Origin of the sequence: Acinetobacter sp. ANC 4173, assembly GCF_004331255.1 — a bacterium.
Classification (GTDB): Bacteria; Pseudomonadota; Gammaproteobacteria; order Pseudomonadales; family Moraxellaceae; genus Acinetobacter.
This window is the reverse complement of the sequence record NZ_SJOF01000011.1, coordinates 17837-35150: the sequence shown is the minus strand read 5'-3', so window position 1 is coordinate 35150 and position 17314 is coordinate 17837. Positions and strand designations below refer to the sequence as shown.

Annotated in this window: 14 protein-coding genes; 7 read left to right on the top strand and 7 right to left on the bottom strand. The window is 41.6% G+C overall.

Annotated elements, in window-relative coordinates; genetic code table 11:
• Position 1: 1 nt before the first annotated feature.
• From E0H94_RS13010 to sdsA, 7 genes are all read right to left on the bottom strand, one after another.
• Positions 2 to 358: a YbjQ family protein gene (locus E0H94_RS13010; protein WP_131326907.1), complete on the bottom strand. Its 357-nt coding sequence runs from the start codon at positions 356 to 358 to the stop codon at positions 2 to 4.
• A 103-nt stretch (positions 359 to 461) separates the two neighbouring features.
• Positions 462 to 1919: a multidrug efflux RND transporter AdeIJK outer membrane channel subunit AdeK gene (adeK, locus tag E0H94_RS13005; RefSeq protein ID WP_131326996.1), complete on the bottom strand. Its 1458-nt coding sequence runs from the start codon at positions 1917 to 1919 to the stop codon at positions 462 to 464.
• Complete coding sequence (gene adeJ / locus E0H94_RS13000; RefSeq protein ID WP_131326906.1) at positions 1919 to 5098, bottom strand: multidrug efflux RND transporter permease subunit AdeJ; 3180 nt, start codon at positions 5096 to 5098, stop codon at positions 1919 to 1921. Before adeJ ends, adeK begins: the two co-directional genes overlap by 1 nt.
• A gap of 12 nt (positions 5099 to 5110) precedes the next feature.
• Positions 5111 to 6367: an efflux RND transporter periplasmic adaptor subunit gene (locus tag E0H94_RS12995; RefSeq protein WP_131326905.1), complete on the bottom strand. Its 1257-nt coding sequence runs from the start codon at positions 6365 to 6367 to the stop codon at positions 5111 to 5113.
• A gap of 32 nt (positions 6368 to 6399) precedes the next feature.
• Entirely contained in the window at positions 6400 to 7005 is a 606-nt protein-coding gene (locus tag E0H94_RS12990) for a phosphatase PAP2 family protein (RefSeq protein ID WP_131326904.1), read from the bottom strand.
• 136 nt (positions 7006 to 7141) lie between these two features.
• Positions 7142 to 9193 carry a site-specific recombinase gene (locus E0H94_RS12985; protein ID WP_131326903.1) on the bottom strand — a complete coding sequence of 684 codons (2052 nt, stop codon included), beginning with the start codon at positions 9191 to 9193 and terminating at the stop codon, positions 7142 to 7144.
• Positions 9194 to 9214: 21 nt separating this feature from the next.
• Positions 9215 to 10192, bottom strand: coding sequence for an All-trans-nonaprenyl-diphosphate synthase (sdsA, locus tag E0H94_RS12980; protein ID WP_131326902.1), 978 nt, complete (start codon positions 10190 to 10192; stop codon positions 9215 to 9217).
• Between the two features lie 439 nt (positions 10193 to 10631).
• Here sdsA and rplU point away from each other — a divergent pair, with 439 nt between their 5' ends.
• The 7 genes from rplU to cysG all read left to right on the top strand — a co-directional run bounded on the left by rplU (position 10632) and on the right by cysG (position 17248).
• Positions 10632 to 10943, top strand: coding sequence for a 50S ribosomal protein L21 (gene rplU / locus E0H94_RS12975; RefSeq protein WP_010113102.1), 312 nt, complete (start codon positions 10632 to 10634; stop codon positions 10941 to 10943).
• Positions 10944 to 10962: 19 nt separating this feature from the next.
• Complete coding sequence (rpmA, locus tag E0H94_RS12970) at positions 10963 to 11220, top strand: 50S ribosomal protein L27 (RefSeq protein ID WP_016165771.1); 258 nt, start codon at positions 10963 to 10965, stop codon at positions 11218 to 11220.
• Between the two features lie 230 nt (positions 11221 to 11450).
• Positions 11451 to 12470, top strand: coding sequence for a YadA C-terminal domain-containing protein (locus tag E0H94_RS12965; RefSeq protein ID WP_131326901.1), 1020 nt, complete (start codon positions 11451 to 11453; stop codon positions 12468 to 12470).
• A 220-nt stretch (positions 12471 to 12690) separates the two neighbouring features.
• Entirely contained in the window at positions 12691 to 13389 is a 699-nt protein-coding gene (lolA, locus tag E0H94_RS12960; RefSeq protein WP_131326900.1) for an outer membrane lipoprotein chaperone LolA, read from the top strand.
• Positions 13390 to 13599: 210 nt separating this feature from the next.
• A complete protein-coding gene (locus E0H94_RS12955) occupies positions 13600 to 14397 on the top strand; it encodes an RsiV family protein (RefSeq protein WP_131326899.1) in 798 nt (265 codons plus the stop codon).
• Positions 14398 to 14526: 129 nt separating this feature from the next.
• A complete protein-coding gene (serS, locus tag E0H94_RS12950; RefSeq protein WP_131326898.1) occupies positions 14527 to 15798 on the top strand; it encodes a serine--tRNA ligase in 1272 nt (423 codons plus the stop codon).
• A 76-nt stretch (positions 15799 to 15874) separates the two neighbouring features.
• Positions 15875 to 17248 carry a siroheme synthase CysG gene (cysG, locus tag E0H94_RS12945; RefSeq protein WP_131326897.1) on the top strand — a complete coding sequence of 458 codons (1374 nt, stop codon included), beginning with the start codon at positions 15875 to 15877 and terminating at the stop codon, positions 17246 to 17248.
• Positions 17249 to 17314 lie beyond the last annotated feature (66 nt).

Genomic DNA, 17314 nt, shown 5'->3' with positions numbered 1-17314 from the left:
GTTAAGCCTGTGTTGGAAATGGATCAGGGAGATGGTTGTTTAAGGGTGTGACACGCACTGCGGTGCCATAAACAAATAATTCTGAAGCACCTTGGGCAATATTTGAGGTTGAAAAACGAATTCCCACAATGGCATTGGCCCCTAAGCTTTGTGCTTTTGCAATCATCCGCTTCATGGCTTCTTGACGTGATTCTTCTAACAGTTCGGTATAGGCCGTAAGTTCACCGCCAACAATATTTTTTAAACCTGCTAGAAAGTCACGCCCAACATGTTTACTCCGAACCGTACTGCCATAGACCACATCCAGTTGTTGGGAAATTGTATGTCCAGGAACAGACTCAAGGTTACTTAAAAGCATAATATTCAATTTTTAAATGATTTGATTGTCTTTGAAGATAGGAAAAAGCCTAGTAAAAAGCAATAAAAAAGCCCACCGAAGTGAGCTTTTCATACCGCAAACCTTAGTTTGCTGTTTTGTTGTATTTCACATCTGAAGAAGAAGGCTGTTTCACCACTTGATCCGTCGTGTTGGCTTTAACGCCGCCACCAAGGGTTTTATACACTTCAACTTGGTTGTTTAAGTTTGCTTGTTCAAGCAATAACAAACCTTGTTCCGCTGAGTACGATGTACGCTGTGCATCAAGTACAGTGAGGTAGTTGTCGATACCTGCACGGAAGCGAGCAGTTGAAAGCTTATAGGTGATGTTGGTCGCGTCTACAAGACGACGTTGTGCTGCCAAACGGTCACCAATATTTTCACGGACTGCCAAGGCATCATTCACTTCGCGGAAAGCGGTTTGAATGGTTTTTTCATAATCTGACAACGCAATTTTTTGGTCAGTTTCTGAAATCTTCACATTGGCACGACGCGTGCCCCAGTCAAAGATTGGAAGGTCCAAGCTTGGGCCAAGAGACCAGACAAAGGCACCAGATTTAAACAAGTCGCTTAAATCTGTCGATGCATAACCCGCTGTGCCTGTTAAGCTGATGGTTGGGTACAATTTTGCTTTTGCTGCACCAATATTGGCGCCCGCAGCAGACAATTGGTATTCCGCAGCGCGGACATCAGGACGGTTATTTAACAAGTCGCTTGGCAAGCCCGCTGTCAACGCCGTACTTTGGGTAATGCGTTTAACAGGTTGTGATGCCAATAAGTTTGCAGGAACAGCTTGACCAACCAACAGGTTCAACAAGTTCTGTGCCTGTGCAACTTGAGTTTTGTAGTTAGCAACATCATTACGTGCAGTTTCAACTGAAATTTGTGCTTGACGTACAGGGACTTCGCTATCGATACCGACATCAAAACGCTTTTTGTTCAGATTGTAAGACTCAAGCTGTGCTTTAAGCGTCTGGTCTGCCAGTTTTAAGTTGGCATTGGCAAAGGAATAGCTCAGCCATGCTTGTGCAACCTGGCCAATCAATGAAATTTGCGTTGCATCACGTGCACTTTGAGTTGCCAAATAGCTGTCTAAAGCATTGTCTTTTAAACTACGAACACGACCCCAAAAATCCAACTCATAAGCAGTCACACCGAGACCCACATTATAAGTTGTTATCGGCTTGTTGCTGCTCAGGGTATCTTGACGAAGCACACTACCACTTGCACCAATGGTTGGCAGTTGGTTGTTTTCGCTAATTTGATACGTTTGCTGCGCACGTTGAATATTCAAGGTTGCAGTACGTAAATCACGGTTATTCGCTAAAGCCATTTCTATAACTTGTACTAATCGTGGATCAGCAAAAAAGTCTTTATAGCCTTGTTCAGCAACAGAAGGACCTGCTGTTGAACTAATATATCCTGTTGGGATATCCGCTTGAGCGACGGGTTCTGGACCACGCATGCTTTGACATGCAGTCAAAGCAAGCGCAAGTGCAGATACCGCAATGCTACGACCTGAAATAGACCATACTTTTTGCATCACGATGTTTGCTCCTGATTATTTTGTTTCTTAGGTTTGTATTTAAAGATACTACGAATCCAAACGAAGAATACTGGAATAAAGAAAATACCCAAAAGTGTAGAACTAATCACACCACCAAGTACACCAAAACCTACTGAATGCTGACTTCCTGCACCCGCACCTGTAGAAAGTGCCAGCGGAAGTACACCAAAACCAAAGGCAAGGGTGGTCATGATAATTGGGCGTAAACGCATTTTTGCAGCATGCAAAGTTGCTTCAAATAGATCTTCACCTTTTTCCTGCAATTCTTTCGCAAATTCTACAATCAAGATGGCATTTTTTGCTGAAAGACCAATAACGGCAACAATTGCGACTTGGAAATAGATGTTAAATGACAGGTTCGGATCGCCTTTAATGATCATACCTAACCACGTTAAAGTAAATGCACCGATAATACCGAGTGGTACAACCAGTAATACTGAAACAGGGATAGACCAGCTTTCATATAAGGCGGCAAGACATAAGAACACGATGAGCATCGAAAGAACCATTAAAGGACCTGTTTGGCTCCCTGAATCACGTTCTTCTAAAGATAAACCTGTCCATTCGTAGTCGAAACCTTGTAAGCCCATAGACGGTAACTTGCCAATGATTTCTTCCATCGCAAGCATCGCATCACCCGAACTAACGCCTGGCGCTGGAGTCCCTTGAATGTTTACGGAAGATACGCCGTTATAACGCTCTAAACGTGGCGAACCGTAAGTCCATTGCCCAGTTGCAAATGCTGAGAACGGAACCATCGTACCGACGTTATTACGCACGTACCATTTGTTCAAGTCTTCAGGCATCATGCGTGCATTTGCTTCGCCTTGCACATAGACTTTTTTCACACGACCACGGTCAACGAAGTCATTAATATATGAACCACCCCATGCCATGCTCATGGTGCTATTGATATCAGAGATACTCACACCCATTGAGCCTGCTTGTGCTTGGTCAATGGTAATTTGGTATTGAGGGGTATCTTCCTGACCATTTGGACGTACGCCTGCAAGACGTTTATCTTGTGCAGCCATGCCCAAAATCGCATTACGTGCAGCGATCAGCTTGTCATGTCCCTGACCACTTGCATCTTTCAGCTGAATATTAAAACCTGATGCGACACCTAGTTCGGGCATTGCTGGTAATTGTAAAGGCATAATGTAAGATGCATCTTTAACAATCATATTCAGTGCCATACCACGTTGAATAATTGCACCAATTTGCGATTCAGGAGTTGTACGTTCACTCCAGTCTTTCAGTTTAATAAAAGCAAGACCAGCGTTTTGACCCACACCTGTGAACGAGAAACCAGAAACGGTAAAGATCGAATCAACGTTTTCTTTTTCTTTGTTCAGGAAGTAATCCGTCATGGTGGTCACGACTTTGTCGGTACGTTCAAGACTTGCACTTGGTGGAAGTTGAACTAAAGTCATGACGACGCCTTGGTCTTCTTCCGGTAAGAACGAAGAGGGTAATGCTTTGTATAGACCCACTAAACCTGCAATTACAAGAACATAAATCACACCAGAGAATACTTTGTGATGGGTCATAAGGTTGACACCACCTTGGTATTTTACTGACAGTTTTTCAAAACTGCTGTTAAACCAACGGAAGAAACGCGCAAAAATATTGTTACTTTCAGCTTTATTCGGATCGTGTTGTTTTAACAGGGTCGCACAGAGGGCAGGGGTAAAGGTTAATGCCACAATCAGTGATAAAATCATTGCGGTCACAAGCGTGATGGAGAACTGGCGGTAAATAACCCCCGTTGTACCACCAAAGAATGCCATTGGAACGAATACCGCCGTTAACACACTGGTAATACCCACCAAGGCACCAGAAATCTGTTGCATTGATTTTTCAGTTGCAGCGACTGGGTCAAGATGTTCTTCTTGCATTACACGTTCGACGTTTTCAACGACGACAATCGCATCATCGACCAGAAGACCAATCGCTAAGACCATCGCGAACATGGTGAGCGTGTTGATTGAGAAACCAAAAATGTTAATGATAGCAAATGTACCCAAGACAACGACTGGAACAGCCAATGTTGGGATAATCGTGGCACGCCAGTTCTGTAAGAATAAGAACATGACAATGAATACCAACACGACAGCTTCAATTAACGTGTGTACTACACTTTCAATGGAAAGCTTAATAAATGGCGTGGTGTCATAAGCCAGTTGATCTTTTAAACCAGCTGGATAGTTTTGACGAAGTTCACTTAAGCGTTCTTCAACCGCCGCAGCAGTATCTAGTGCGTTGGCACCTGTTGCCAGTTTAATCGCAACACCGCCAGCGGCCTTACCATTAAACTTAGAGTCAAATTGATAGTTATCCGAACCGAGTTCAACACGTGCAACATCACCTAAGCGAACTTGAGCACCTGAAGCCGTATTTTTTAGAAAGATATTTCTAAACTGCTCAGGCGTTTGCAACATACTTTGAGCATTCACCGTTGCATTCAGTACTTGACCTTGTACAGCAGGTGAACCGCCTAACTGACCAACCGCCACTTGAGAGTTTTGTGCATTAATCGCCGTAGAAATATCACTTGGTGTGATTTGTAAGCTGGTCATTTTGGCAGGATCAAGCCAAATGCGCATGGCGTATGAACCACCAAAGACTTGCACTTCACCGACACCAGCAACACGGCTGAGCGGTTCAGAAATATTTGAGTTCACATAGTCTTTAATGTCAGCCGCAGATAAGCTTCCATCAGGAGAGTAAAATGCAAGAACCTGCATAAAACTCGCACCTGACTTGGTCACTTTTACCCCTTGACGTTGTACATCTTCAGGTAAAAGTGCTGTTGCCGATTGTAGTTTGTTCTGTACTTGAACTTGCGCAATATCAGGGTCAATCCCTTGCTCGAAGTTTAAGTTAATGGATGCCTGACCATTACCGGCACTGTTAGAGGAAATATAACGTAGACCATCCAGACCATTCATTTGTTGTTCAATGATCTGAGTAACCGTATTTTCAACAGTCTGTGCAGAAGCACCCGGATAAGTTGCAGCGATTGTCACTGTGGGCGGTGCAATCGTTGGATATTGGGCAACTGGCATTTTTGTTAGCGTAAGAATACCCGCCAGCATAATGACCAGTGCAATCACCCACGCAAAAATGGGGCGATGAATAAAAAATTGAGCCATTCAGTCTACCCCTTATGCGTGTGAAGTAGCTTTTTGTTCAGTGTTTGATTCTGCTTGTTTCGCTTGCGGTTTTTCAGCAGATGCTGGCGCAGAAGCTTTTGGCGCCTCAGTTTGAGGTTGATATGGTTTGGCAGAAACGGTTTGTCCCGGTTTTACTTTTGCAACACCATCAACCACAATTTTTTCACCTGTTTTAATGCCTTCAGTGACAATCCAATCCTGACCTTGAACACCCACTGTGGTTACAGGACGTGACTCAATTGCACCTTTCGCATCCACAATCATCGCCATCGCTTGACCTGTTGGTGTACGCGTAATTGCCGCTTGAGGAACTAAAATCGCATTCGGAATCACCCCTTGCACAATTTGCGCATTGGCAAACATACCGGGTAATAGCAAGTGATTTGGATTTGGGAATACCGCGCGAATCGTGACCGTACCCGTTTCTGTATTTACACTGGCATCAGAGAATGCTAAACGACCTTCAATTGGGTAGTAGCTACCATCTTCAAGTTTCAGCTTCACACGTGTGTTGTTACTGCTGTCCAAACTGCCTTTGCTGAGTTGTTGGCGTAGACGCAATAATTCGGTGCTAGATTGGTTAATATCCACATAAATTGGGTCTAACCGTTGAATGGTCACCAAGGGGTCTGTCTGATTTGCAGTGACAAGCGCACCCGCCGTTACCGTTGAACGGTTGGTTTGACCCGAAATAGGAGAACGAATGGTTGAGAAACCTAAGTCTACTTCAGCATTTTTGACTTGTGCACGTGCAGCTGCAACTTGTGCATCAGCCACTCTCACTTGACCGACTAAATCATCATATTCTTGCTTCGAAACGGCATTGCTTGAAACCAGTTGTTGATAACGATTGAGCTTTGTTTTAAGCGAACTTAAGTTGGCTTCTTGTTGTAAGAGTGCTGCTTTTGCATTATCGAGTGTAGCTCGGTTGGTACGAGAATCTAACTCATAAAGCGCCTGACCTTCACGGACATAACTCCCTTCTGCAAATAAGCGTTTCAGAATAATACCACTGGTTTGCGGGCGAACTTCTGATACTTCAAATGCTGTGGTTCTGCCAGATAACTCTACAGATTGTTCGACGCTTTGCGGTTGCGCAACAATAATACCAACTTCCGTTGGTGGCATTTGTTGAGATGCACCAGCCTGCTGCGCATCTTTTTGATCTTTGCTACAACCAACAAGTGCAATACTTGTTGCTAATGCGCAAGCGGTGAGGGCTGGAGCCCAAAGCTTTGCAGACATCATTGTTCCACCTCAGTTAGATTATTATCTAAAAATTAATTTATTTTTTGCTTAATAGTGTGTTGTAACACTATATATAGCAGGGTAATCCAAAGAAAACTTATGCCCCAACCTGCAAGAACATCGGAAGGAAAATGTACGCCTAAATACACTCTTGAGCACCCCATTAAAATGAACCATATAATTGAAAAACAACAAATATATGAGTATTTGGAGTGTTCACGGTATACATAAATAACCAGACCACTTAAAGCAGCAGCATAAACACTATGCGCGCTTGGAAAAGAAGAACCATAACTCTGAACCAAGTGAAATATTTCAGGTGGGCGTGGTCTTGCAATCTCGTATTTAAGTAGCCAAGCAAAGGCTCCGCTTCCAATCAGTCCTAAACAAATCAGTAATATATCAGTGTATTTTTTAGACCAAGTTAGGTAGGAACTCCATAAAGTGGTAAAAAAAAGTACAGCTGGCATCCCCCCAATTGCTGATAGTAGCGTTGTTATTTGGTTCAGATTTTCAGTACGATGATGACTTGCCCATTCGACTATAGCCAAATCGAATGAAAGCAGAGTGGGAGTGTTTAAAATCAAAACACTGAAAAATAACAAAAAACAACCAATAATAAGCAACAAGTATGGCATGCATTAACCTCTTGTTCGTTTAACCGGACCTCCCCCCAGTTAATATCTGGGTCAAAGTGTACTAGTCAGTACACTTTTTTTCAAGTCTGCGTGAACTCGGTTAAATTTCTCTATAGTAAGGTGGAAATATAACAAATCATTTACTTAAAGTTTTGTGAGTATTTGTAGTTTCGTCAACGACTAAAGGCGATTTTGGTGGCCAAAAGAAATCACTTGGACGTGTTAAAAAGTGGGTCAGTACTAATTTTGCCAACGGTTTCCATTGCTCAAAACGCACGCGACGTGCCCTCAAAGCAACAATAATGGTCAGTGTGAAACTCACAAATAAGTTGGTCAAACCAATTAAAAGCACGCCTAAAAAAGATACAATAATTAGGCCAATATCAGGGCTATCATTAATATTCATGAGACCTTGTATGAAGTTGGCAGAAGCAAAAGCAATATGTCGGATATCTAAGGGGAGACCCAAAATAAAACCTATAGTGCCCATACTGCCGAGCATGATCCCAAAAATAAAATTACCCGCGAGCGCACCTAAATTTCGCTCTACATATTCTGCAAACTTATTGAGGCGTTCTTGCCCTATATATAATTTCAATTGTTGATGTGCTTTAAGTCTAGGTCCTACTTTTCGGTAAACGGCCATATTGTCGAAATATCCAGCAATCAAGCCCGATAAGAACAGACAGATCCCTGCGATTGCTGCGTGTGGAATTGCTAAAGAGGTAAATGGATTTAAATCATGTAATGTTTTTGCTGCTTTGGCATGATTCATTAGCGGTTCATGTAATCCGGTTTGCCATAACCAAGCAATCAATCCCGCGGTTGGGATAGCAATGGAGATATTGCCAATAATTGCAATAAATTGGGTGCGAATAATATTAATAATTAAAGCGGCTAATTCAGCAATTTGTGCCGTCTTAGAGCCTTTGCGATGCTGTACGGTCGATGCAAGTGCGGCAGCGGTCATCGCAGGCTGTTTGGTTGCGACGGTACAATGCACAATATGAATAAGCATGAAACCAAAAGAATAATTCATGCTATACACAAACGCTTGCATGATGGGTGCCATCACGACACGAGAGGCTAAAGTTTTTAAGGTGGCCATGATGGCAATAATTACCCCAGCACCTGCAGCGGAGCGGTACATAGACCAAAAACTTTTTTTGTCCGTACTTACATAGTGTTCGCCAGTTTTACTGGCATTTTCAGTCACTTGTAAGGCAATCAGTTCGCTGTTATTGGCCAACAAGGCGCGGACACTGCGTTCATTATAAATCGCTTGGCTAATATCGGTGAGTAGGCTCCCTATAGCGTGGTAACGAAGCTCATCTTCTTCAACAATCAATTGCAGAAGTAGTTCAACCCGATCAAGGCATTGCTCTAATAATGAGAGCAAATAGGTGAGGCTAATACTCACCCCAATTCTTTTCGTGGCACGTCGAATTTTTAACACCACTTCTCGACATTGATCAATCATGACCAATGCTTGTGAAGCATCGGGTGGCGCAATGACAGCTAATTCGTCCCGATTTTGATGCAATTTTTTATAATGCTGAATAAATTCAATAATCTCACGATTTTGTACTAAAAATGGAGATTCGTATTCCGTCAGTTCAGGTTGCGCATTAATAAATTCAGGGTATAAGCCAATGCCACTAATTCGATATGAAATTACGGTAATTGCTTTAATCAGTTCACTTTTAATTTTAAGCTTTTCTTTCTGATTGCCATGTCCTTGATTTAAGAGTTGAAATAACTGCTGCCAATTTTTTTCAGAAACTTGATCTAGCCAGTATTGATCATTCGGCTGATGAAACACTCGTCGAACCAATTCTTGAAGTTGGGTTTCATCATGGATTAAGGGTAAAAAGTGAGCACCTACACGCTGAGCCAACTGATTCCAAACACCATCAAGCGATAAAATGCCTGTATCGGCAAATAAACTGGTTTGTTTGTATTGATTGATCAGGCGGAGAAGAAAACTTTGTAAGGTAATTGCAGCATGGGGTGTAAGTAAAAGGATTTGAATAAACTGCTGAAATTTTTGTTCTATTTCTTCTATGTTCTTACTGTCACTGGGTCGAATGTGATTGACCAGTTCAATCAGCAAAACATCATCAACAGCCTGAGAAAGCTCAAGCTGTTGCTGCATGTTCCGCAATACATCATTAAATTGTATATGCATAAGCAAATAAGTAAGTCTACTTTATTGAATTCGGTGTAAAGCCAATTGTGCCAAATTAGATAATGCTTGACGATATTGTGTATCAGGCAAAGCCATAAGTGCTGTTAACGCAGCTTCAGTTTCTTCAGTAGCGCGTTTACGACAATAATCCAAAGCGCCAGACTGTTGTACGATTTCGATCACTTGATCGAGTTGTGCTGTACCACCTGTTGCAATACTCTTACGAATGATTTGGTGTTGCTCGCCTGTGGTGTGTTGTAGTGCAGAGATGAGTGGCAAAGTCGGTTTACCTTCCATTAAATCATCGCCAATATTTTTACCCAGTGTTTCAGCATCAGAGGTGTAATCTAAAATGTCATCAATAATTTGGAAGGCATTACCAAAATGACCAGCAAATTTTCTAAGAGGTTCACGGTATTCTGGTGTACCTGTCAGGATCGCAGCCCCTTCAGTCGCCAGCTCAAACAAACGCGAAGTTTTGCCATGAATAATATCTAAGTACGTTTGTTCATTGGTATCAGGCTGGTGTTGAGCTTGTAGTTGTAACACTTCACCTTCAGCAATTTCACAGGTTCCTGTAGAAAAGTCTTTTAATAGCGTCATATTGTTCAAATCGACCAGTAAGTCGAAAGAACGTGAAATTAGAAAATCACCGACTAAAACCGCAGTTTGATTATTCCATGTTGCATTTGCGGTTGGGCGGCCACGACGTAAACCAGACTCATCGACAACATCATCATGCACAAGCGTTGCAGTGTGCAACATTTCAATAATGGCAGCCAATTTTCGTTGTTGTGCTAAATCTTCAGCACCGCAGGCTTTGGCTGCAAGTAAGCACATAATTGGGCGCATACGTTTTCCGCCTGCTTCAACCACATGTTTACTGACTGCCATCACTAATGCCACTTTAGAGGTAATTCCTTCATTAATAAATGTGTCCATCTCAGCAAAGTCTTGAGCTACAGGGGCGAGAATATCTTGCTTAAAATCGATAGACATAGGAATAGAAACCTCTATTGGTTAAGTGATGTTTTCAACGGTAGCGTCATTATTTGTAGTGTAATCAAAAATTAGAATCAAAAAAATGACACCGTAAACAAGATTTCCGATGTGCGATAATTTGGATTGGTTGATTACCATAGACACCTAAACGACGTTTTGGATGACATCAAAAATGTATCTGCTGACTATAGTAGCGAATTGATTTTAAAAATCTATTGTTTATTACACAGTCGTATGTGTTTCATTCTATTTTAATTTAGCATGTTGAGGCTTTAAAGCAAACTTAGGGCTAAGTTTGGTTTTTTTTGTGAAGATGGCTTGTTGTTTATGCAATAATCACTTAAAATCTGTCGCCTTATATAACCCCAGTGGCGGTCGTTTTAAGTTCGATATATCCCTTTATCGACACGGCGACACGGGCAAGTTGGAGTACATTATGTACGCAGTAATCCAAAGCGGTGGTAAACAGCACCGTGTAGTTGAGGGTGAAACCCTTAAAGTTGAATTATTGAAAGCTGAAACTGGCGCGACTATTACGTTTGATGACGTATTAATGGTTGTGAATGGCGAAAGCATTCAAATCGGTGCTCCAGTTGTAGCTGGCGCGAAAGTAACTGCAGAAGTGGTTGGTCATGGTCGTCACGACAAAATCCGTATTGTTAAAATGCGTCGTCGTAAACATTACCGTAAACAACAAGGTCACCGTCAATGGTTTACCGAGTTGAAAATTACTGCGATCGCAGGCTAATCACTAGGAGTATATAGACATGGCATCTAAAAAAGCCGGTGGCTCGACTAAGAACGGTCGTGACTCAAATCCTAAGATGTTAGGTGTTAAAATGTACGGTGGTCAAGCTGTGACTGCTGGTAACATTATCGTTCGTCAACGTGGTACAGAATTCCACGCTGGTGCAAATGTGGGTATGGGCCGTGACCATACTTTATTTGCTACTGCTGACGGCGTAATTAAGTTTGAAGTGAAAGGTCAATTTGGCCGTCGCTATGTAACTGTTGAAACTGCATAAGTTTTAAAAGTTCAAAAAAACCCGCATTTTATGCGGGTTTTTTTTATATTTTTTTAAAATGAATTTTTCTAAAAATGATTTCAGCCAAAAGATGAACTGTAGCATTGTTCTTCACCACACTCTTTCTTTTTAAGCTATTAATGGTCGCAAAATACCAAAAAACAGTGATGTACGTCACACTATTTTGGGCGTGTAATGGATGAAATAGGAGAAGGATAAGGAAGAAGGACATGAAAAAATTAAATCAAAATGTCTTTGGTGTTCCGAATAGTCAAATGACGAAAGCCTTAGAAAATAAGCTACAAAAAGAACAAACTCATATTAGTACTACAGTATCGGCTGCAATCAATCTACAAACCCTTGAGCCAAATCATTATCTTTGCAAACAAAAAATTGCTGTGCAAGTGCTTCTTTTAAGTGCAATTTTAATGACAGCGAATACAAATGTTTTTGCAACTTCGTGTAATTCTAATCAAGATACAGGTAGTTGTCCTGGGAGTGGAATACCAGGACCAACTGGTCCTGCTGGAGATAGTGCATATCAAGTTGCAGTGAATAATGGCTTTGTAGGAACTGAAACAGAGTGGCTTGAAAGTCTTGAGGGTGAACAAGGCATTCAGGGTGAACAAGGCATTCAAGGTGAACAAGGCATTCAGGGTGAACAAGGCATTCAGGGTGAACAAGGCATTCAGGGTGAACAAGGCATTCAGGGTGAACAAGGCATTCAGGGTGAACAAGGCATTCAGGGTGAACAAGGCATTCAGGGTATACAAGGCATTCAGGGTATAACTGGTACTACAGGAGCCAATGGTATTAGTGCTTATCAGGTAGCATTAAACGATGGTTTTGATGGAACTGTTACTCAATGGTTAGCAAGTCTGAAAGGTGCAGATGGTACAAATGGCATCACCCCAGAGGAAATGGCTGCAGCAGACACTGTTATTTTAAATGAAGCAAAGACTTATACTGATAGTCGAGTGAATGCATTGAATCGGGACTTACGGGATTTGGAAGATCGGACATATGCTGCTGTAGCTTCTAGTATCGCAATTGCTTCTTTACCGCAACCGACTGAAGCAGGTATGAGTATGGTAAGCGGTGGTGTTGGGTTCTGGGAAGGTGAGCAAGGTTATGCCTTCGGTGTAAGTGGTGTGACTGAAAATAATAAATATGTTTATAAAGTTGCGTTGACAGGTAATAGCCAAGGTGATTTTGGTGGTGGTGCTTCTGTAGGCTACCAATGGAAATAAGTGTAAATTGATCTTAGTAGCTCAAGCAGAAAAGCTCCTGAACTTCAGGGGCTTTTTTGCATATGAGCTAAAAAAAGCTCTTCATCATGATGAATGTAGCACTACATTAAACATTAATATTTATACAAATCTTCTTATTTTCTCAATTATTAGCCACTGAATTTGGTTTAATATGTGGCTTTCAATAGATTGCGAAATAGCAAATAAAAAAGGTGATGACATGAATATGCTTCGTAAAACCATGTGTGCTATAGCATTGGGTGCAGCGACACTCGCACCGATGATGAGTACTACTGTTTTTGCAGCGCCTGTAGCGGCATCGGAGCAACAAGCAACTGCAAACTTGGTTAAGCAGTTAAGTGGTATTCAAAGTTTATCGGCTAATTTTGAGCAAACAACAAAAGCTTCAAGTGGTGCTAACAAGACACAAAAAAAGGGCTTAACTGCGCAACACATGAATCAAACCTTTAAAGGGACAATGAAAGTTGCACGTCCAGGGAAATTCTATTGGGAAACGACCACGCCTGCAAAACAAACCATCGTGACTTCAGGTAAAACAGTGTGGATTTACGACCCAGACTTACAACAAGCGGTTCGTCAAAGTTTAGATGAGCAAGTTGCAAATACCCCAGCGTTGTTATTATCGGGTAATACCAACCAGATTATGCAGTCTTACCGTGTCACTCAACCCAATAAAGGCAAAACCTATTACACGCTTTATCCGAAAAGTGATGATGGTGCCTTCCAAAGCTTAACCATTAGTTTTGGTGTGAATAAAGCCCCGAATTTGATGATCTTACAAGATTCATTGGGTCAAACGACCTATGTAAAATTTAATAATGTTAAGGTGAATGCGGCAATTCCTGCATCGACTTTTAATTTTACCCCACCGAAGGGCACAGATATTATTGATCAATAAATCTGAAAATCTCTATTAAATGACGAATGATAAAAAATGCAGCCTAAGTGCTGCATTTTTTTACATTTACAATCCAATAAATGCTTCCGATTGAAATATTCATTTGAATAAGTAGTCAATACGTTGGGCTACATTTTGTAATTTCATCTTCAAGTGAGAGTTTGTATAGTGAAATACATTGCTTGAAGATACCGAATATAAGGTTTATTTATGAATACTTTCCAATTAAAACAACGAAATTTAGTTTTACCCCTGTTATGTTCAGTAATTTTATTTACGGGTTGTCAGCCTAAGGATACCTCACAGAAATCTGTGGAAGCCAAAACTACAGCACCAGAAGCATCGATGGCTCAAGTTATTCCTGCAATTCAGGCAAAAGTAGTCGCAGTCAAATTGGCTAAACCCGAAGCGTGTGAAGCGGAAGGTTGTACGCAATATGATATTCAAACGGTTGAAACCAATTTTAAATGGATTGATCAGTATTTCATGGATCGGATTAAAAAAGCCGATCCAATTGCATTTTCGGATCAGCCCAATCAAAAAGTACGTATCGAAGAAGGTACTCAGCCAGGTTTAAATCAAAGTTCAACCTATGTGCGTTATGTAGGGCAAAACGATAATTTCGCAACGTTTGCCATGCAGAGTTATAGTTATTCTGCTGGAGCGGCACATGGCATGTACCATCAAGAATTCGTGAATTTTGATCTGAACAAGAAAAAGCGTTTAGCCCTGCAAGATGTTTTAATTAAAGGTGTTGACGCACAAGTTTTAGATGCGCTCTATGACAATAATATAAATTGGCTGCAAGAACATAATATCGAAAAGACAAAATTACAGCTCAGCGATAACTTCTATTATGGTGCAAATGGTTTGGTATTTGTATATCCACTTTATGAGTTGGCGTCTTATGCTGAAGGTATGAGTGAATTGACACTACCGTACTACAGTTTGAAAAAATTTGTACGTCCTGAATATTTACCAAGCTTACCGCAATACCCTGAGCATTAAAATACACATGAATAAGCCTAATTGATGGATTATTGCCTGAATGTGGTGGCGCTTGAACGTTGCCGACTGTATTTTTTAGTATGAACAGCTTACACTATAGCCAGTTTTTTTCTTTAGCAAAGACTGGCTATGATCGACCCGAAATTAATCAGAACAAATATTGAGGCTGTAAATTTAGCCTTGGCAAAACGTGGTATTCAATTGGATGTAGCCGAGTGGGCATCATTAGAAGCTCGCCGTAAAGATTTACAATCCAAAACTGAAGCGTTACAAGCTGAACGTAATGCGGGCGCAAAACAAGTTGGTCAAATTAAAAAATCTGGTGGCGATGCATCCGAAATCATGGCACGTATGGGTGCTATTGGTGACGAAATTAAAGCAGCTGAAGTTGCTTTAGCAGAATTACAAGCGGAACTTGAAGCAAAATTACTTTCTATTCCAAACATGCCACATGAGTCTGTGCCAGAAGGTAAAGATGAAAGTGATAATGTTGAAGTATATACATGGGGTACACCACGTAGCTTCGATTTTGAGGTCAAAGATCACACTGACCTTGGCGAGTGGATGGGTGGTTTAGAGTTTGAAACGGCAACCAAATTAACGGGTTCACGTTTTAGCGTGCTCAAAGGACCATTAGCGCGTTTACAGCGTGCATTGACTCAATTTATGCTTGATACGCATACCTTGAAAAATGGTTATACTGAAGCCTATGTACCATATTTGGTAAATGCAGATTCTTTGCGTGGTACAGGTCAATTGCCTAAATTTGAAGAAGATTTATTCAAATTACAGGGTGAGAAAGAATACTACTTGATTCCAACGGCTGAAGTGCCAGTCACCAACTTTGTGCGTGATGAAATTATTGATGCAGATCGCCTACCATTAAAATATGCAGCGCATACGCCATGTTTCCGTAGCGAAGCAGGCTCTTATGGTCGTGATACGCGTGGTTTAATTCGCCAGCATCAGTTTGACAAAGTTGAAATGGTGCAAATTGTAAAACCTGAAGATTCAATGCAAGCCTTAGAAGAATTAACGGGCCATGCAGAAGGTATTTTGCAAGCGCTAGGCTTACCTTATCGTAAAATCACATTGTGTGGTGGCGATATGGGCTTTGGTGCAGCAAAAACTTACGATCTTGAAGTTTGGGTACCAAGTCAAAATACCTATCGTGAAATTTCTTCATGCTCAAATATGTGGGATTTCCAAGCGCGTCGTATGAAAGCACGTTACCGTGCCGATCAGAAGAAGACCGAATTTGTACATACTTTGAATGGTTCTGGTTTAGCGGTAGGGCGTACCTTGTTGGCAGTGATGGAAAACTATCAACGCGCTGATGGATCAATTGAAATTCCAGCAGCATTACGTCCATATATGGGCGGTACCGAATACATCGATTAATTAATTTTTCGATGGGTGTACATTTGTGCATGAAAATTGCTTTAAGACGATCAGATGTAAATATTAGAGGTATTCCGTGGAAATATTTCCAATCTCTTTAAAGCTGCAACAGCAACCATGTCTGATTGTCGGTGGTGGGCGTATCGCTTACCGTAAAGCGGTTTTATTAGCCAAAGCAGGGGCAATTCTGCATGTAATTGCGCCTGAAATTGAACCTGATTTATTGGCATTGCTTGAGCAAACTCAAGGCCAGTATATTGCCGAAGACTTTCAGCAACAGGTCAATTTACGCGATTATCGCCTCGTAATCGCGGCGACCAATGATCGTGCTGTCAATCAGCAGGTGTTTAAAGCCTGTGAAGCTGAAAAGGTGTTGGTCAATAGTGTAGATGATCTACCCCATTGTCGTTTTATGGTCCCTGCCATTATTGATCGCTCACCACTGATTATTTCTGTGGCAAGCAATGGCACCTCTCCAGTTTTATCTCGTCAAATTCGGACGCAGTTGGAAACCTTAATTCCGCATGGAATGGGTAAGCTGGCGGAGTTTTCGGGTAAATGGCGCGCGACAGTAAAGCAAAAAATTACCAATCCAGATGAGCGTCGCATTTTTTGGGAAGACTTGTATGCAAGTCCACTCAAAGAGCAGGTGTTTAATGGTAATGAGGCTGAAGCCGATCAACTGATTGAGCTGGCGCTGCAAGAATGGAAAACTCCAAAAGGTGAAGTCTATTTGGTCGGTGCTGGACCTGGTGATCCTGAACTCTTGACCTTAAAAGCATTACGCTTAATGCAACAAGCGGATGTGGTCATTTATGATCGCTTGGTATCACAGCCGATTATGGATTTATGTCGTCGTGATGCAGAAAAAATCTATGTAGGCAAAGCTCGCTCTAATCATTCAGTACCCCAAGAAGGCATTAATGCATTATTGGTCAAATATGCGAGTCAAGGCAAACGTGTTTGTCGGCTAAAAGGTGGTGATCCATTTATTTTTGGTCGCGGTGGCGAAGAAATTCAAGAGTTGTTTGATGCAGGTATTACCTTCCAAGTGGTACCAGGGATTACTGCAGCATCAGGTTGTTCAGCGTATGCAGGTATACCACTGACGCATCGTGATTATGCGCAAAGTGTCCGTTTCTTAACAGGGCATCTCAAAGAAGGTTCGCCTGAGTTACCTTGGGATGAGCTAGTCTATGAAAATCAAACTTTGGTGTTGTACATGGGCTTGGTTGGGTTGGAAAATACCTGTCAGCAATTAATTGCTCATGGACAACGCTCTACTATGCCTGTTGCTTTAATTTCTAAAGGCACAACACCTGAACAGAAAGTTGTTGTAGGCACATTAGCGGATATTGCGAGTAAAGTAAGCGAACATCATATTCAAGCACCGACTTTAACCATTATTGGTGAAGTGGTGAGTTTACGTGAACAATTGCAATGGCAGTAACATGATTGCCATTGTTTCATTCCATCTGCTAACCCTCAGGGAATAAATTGTTCCAAACGGAATAAT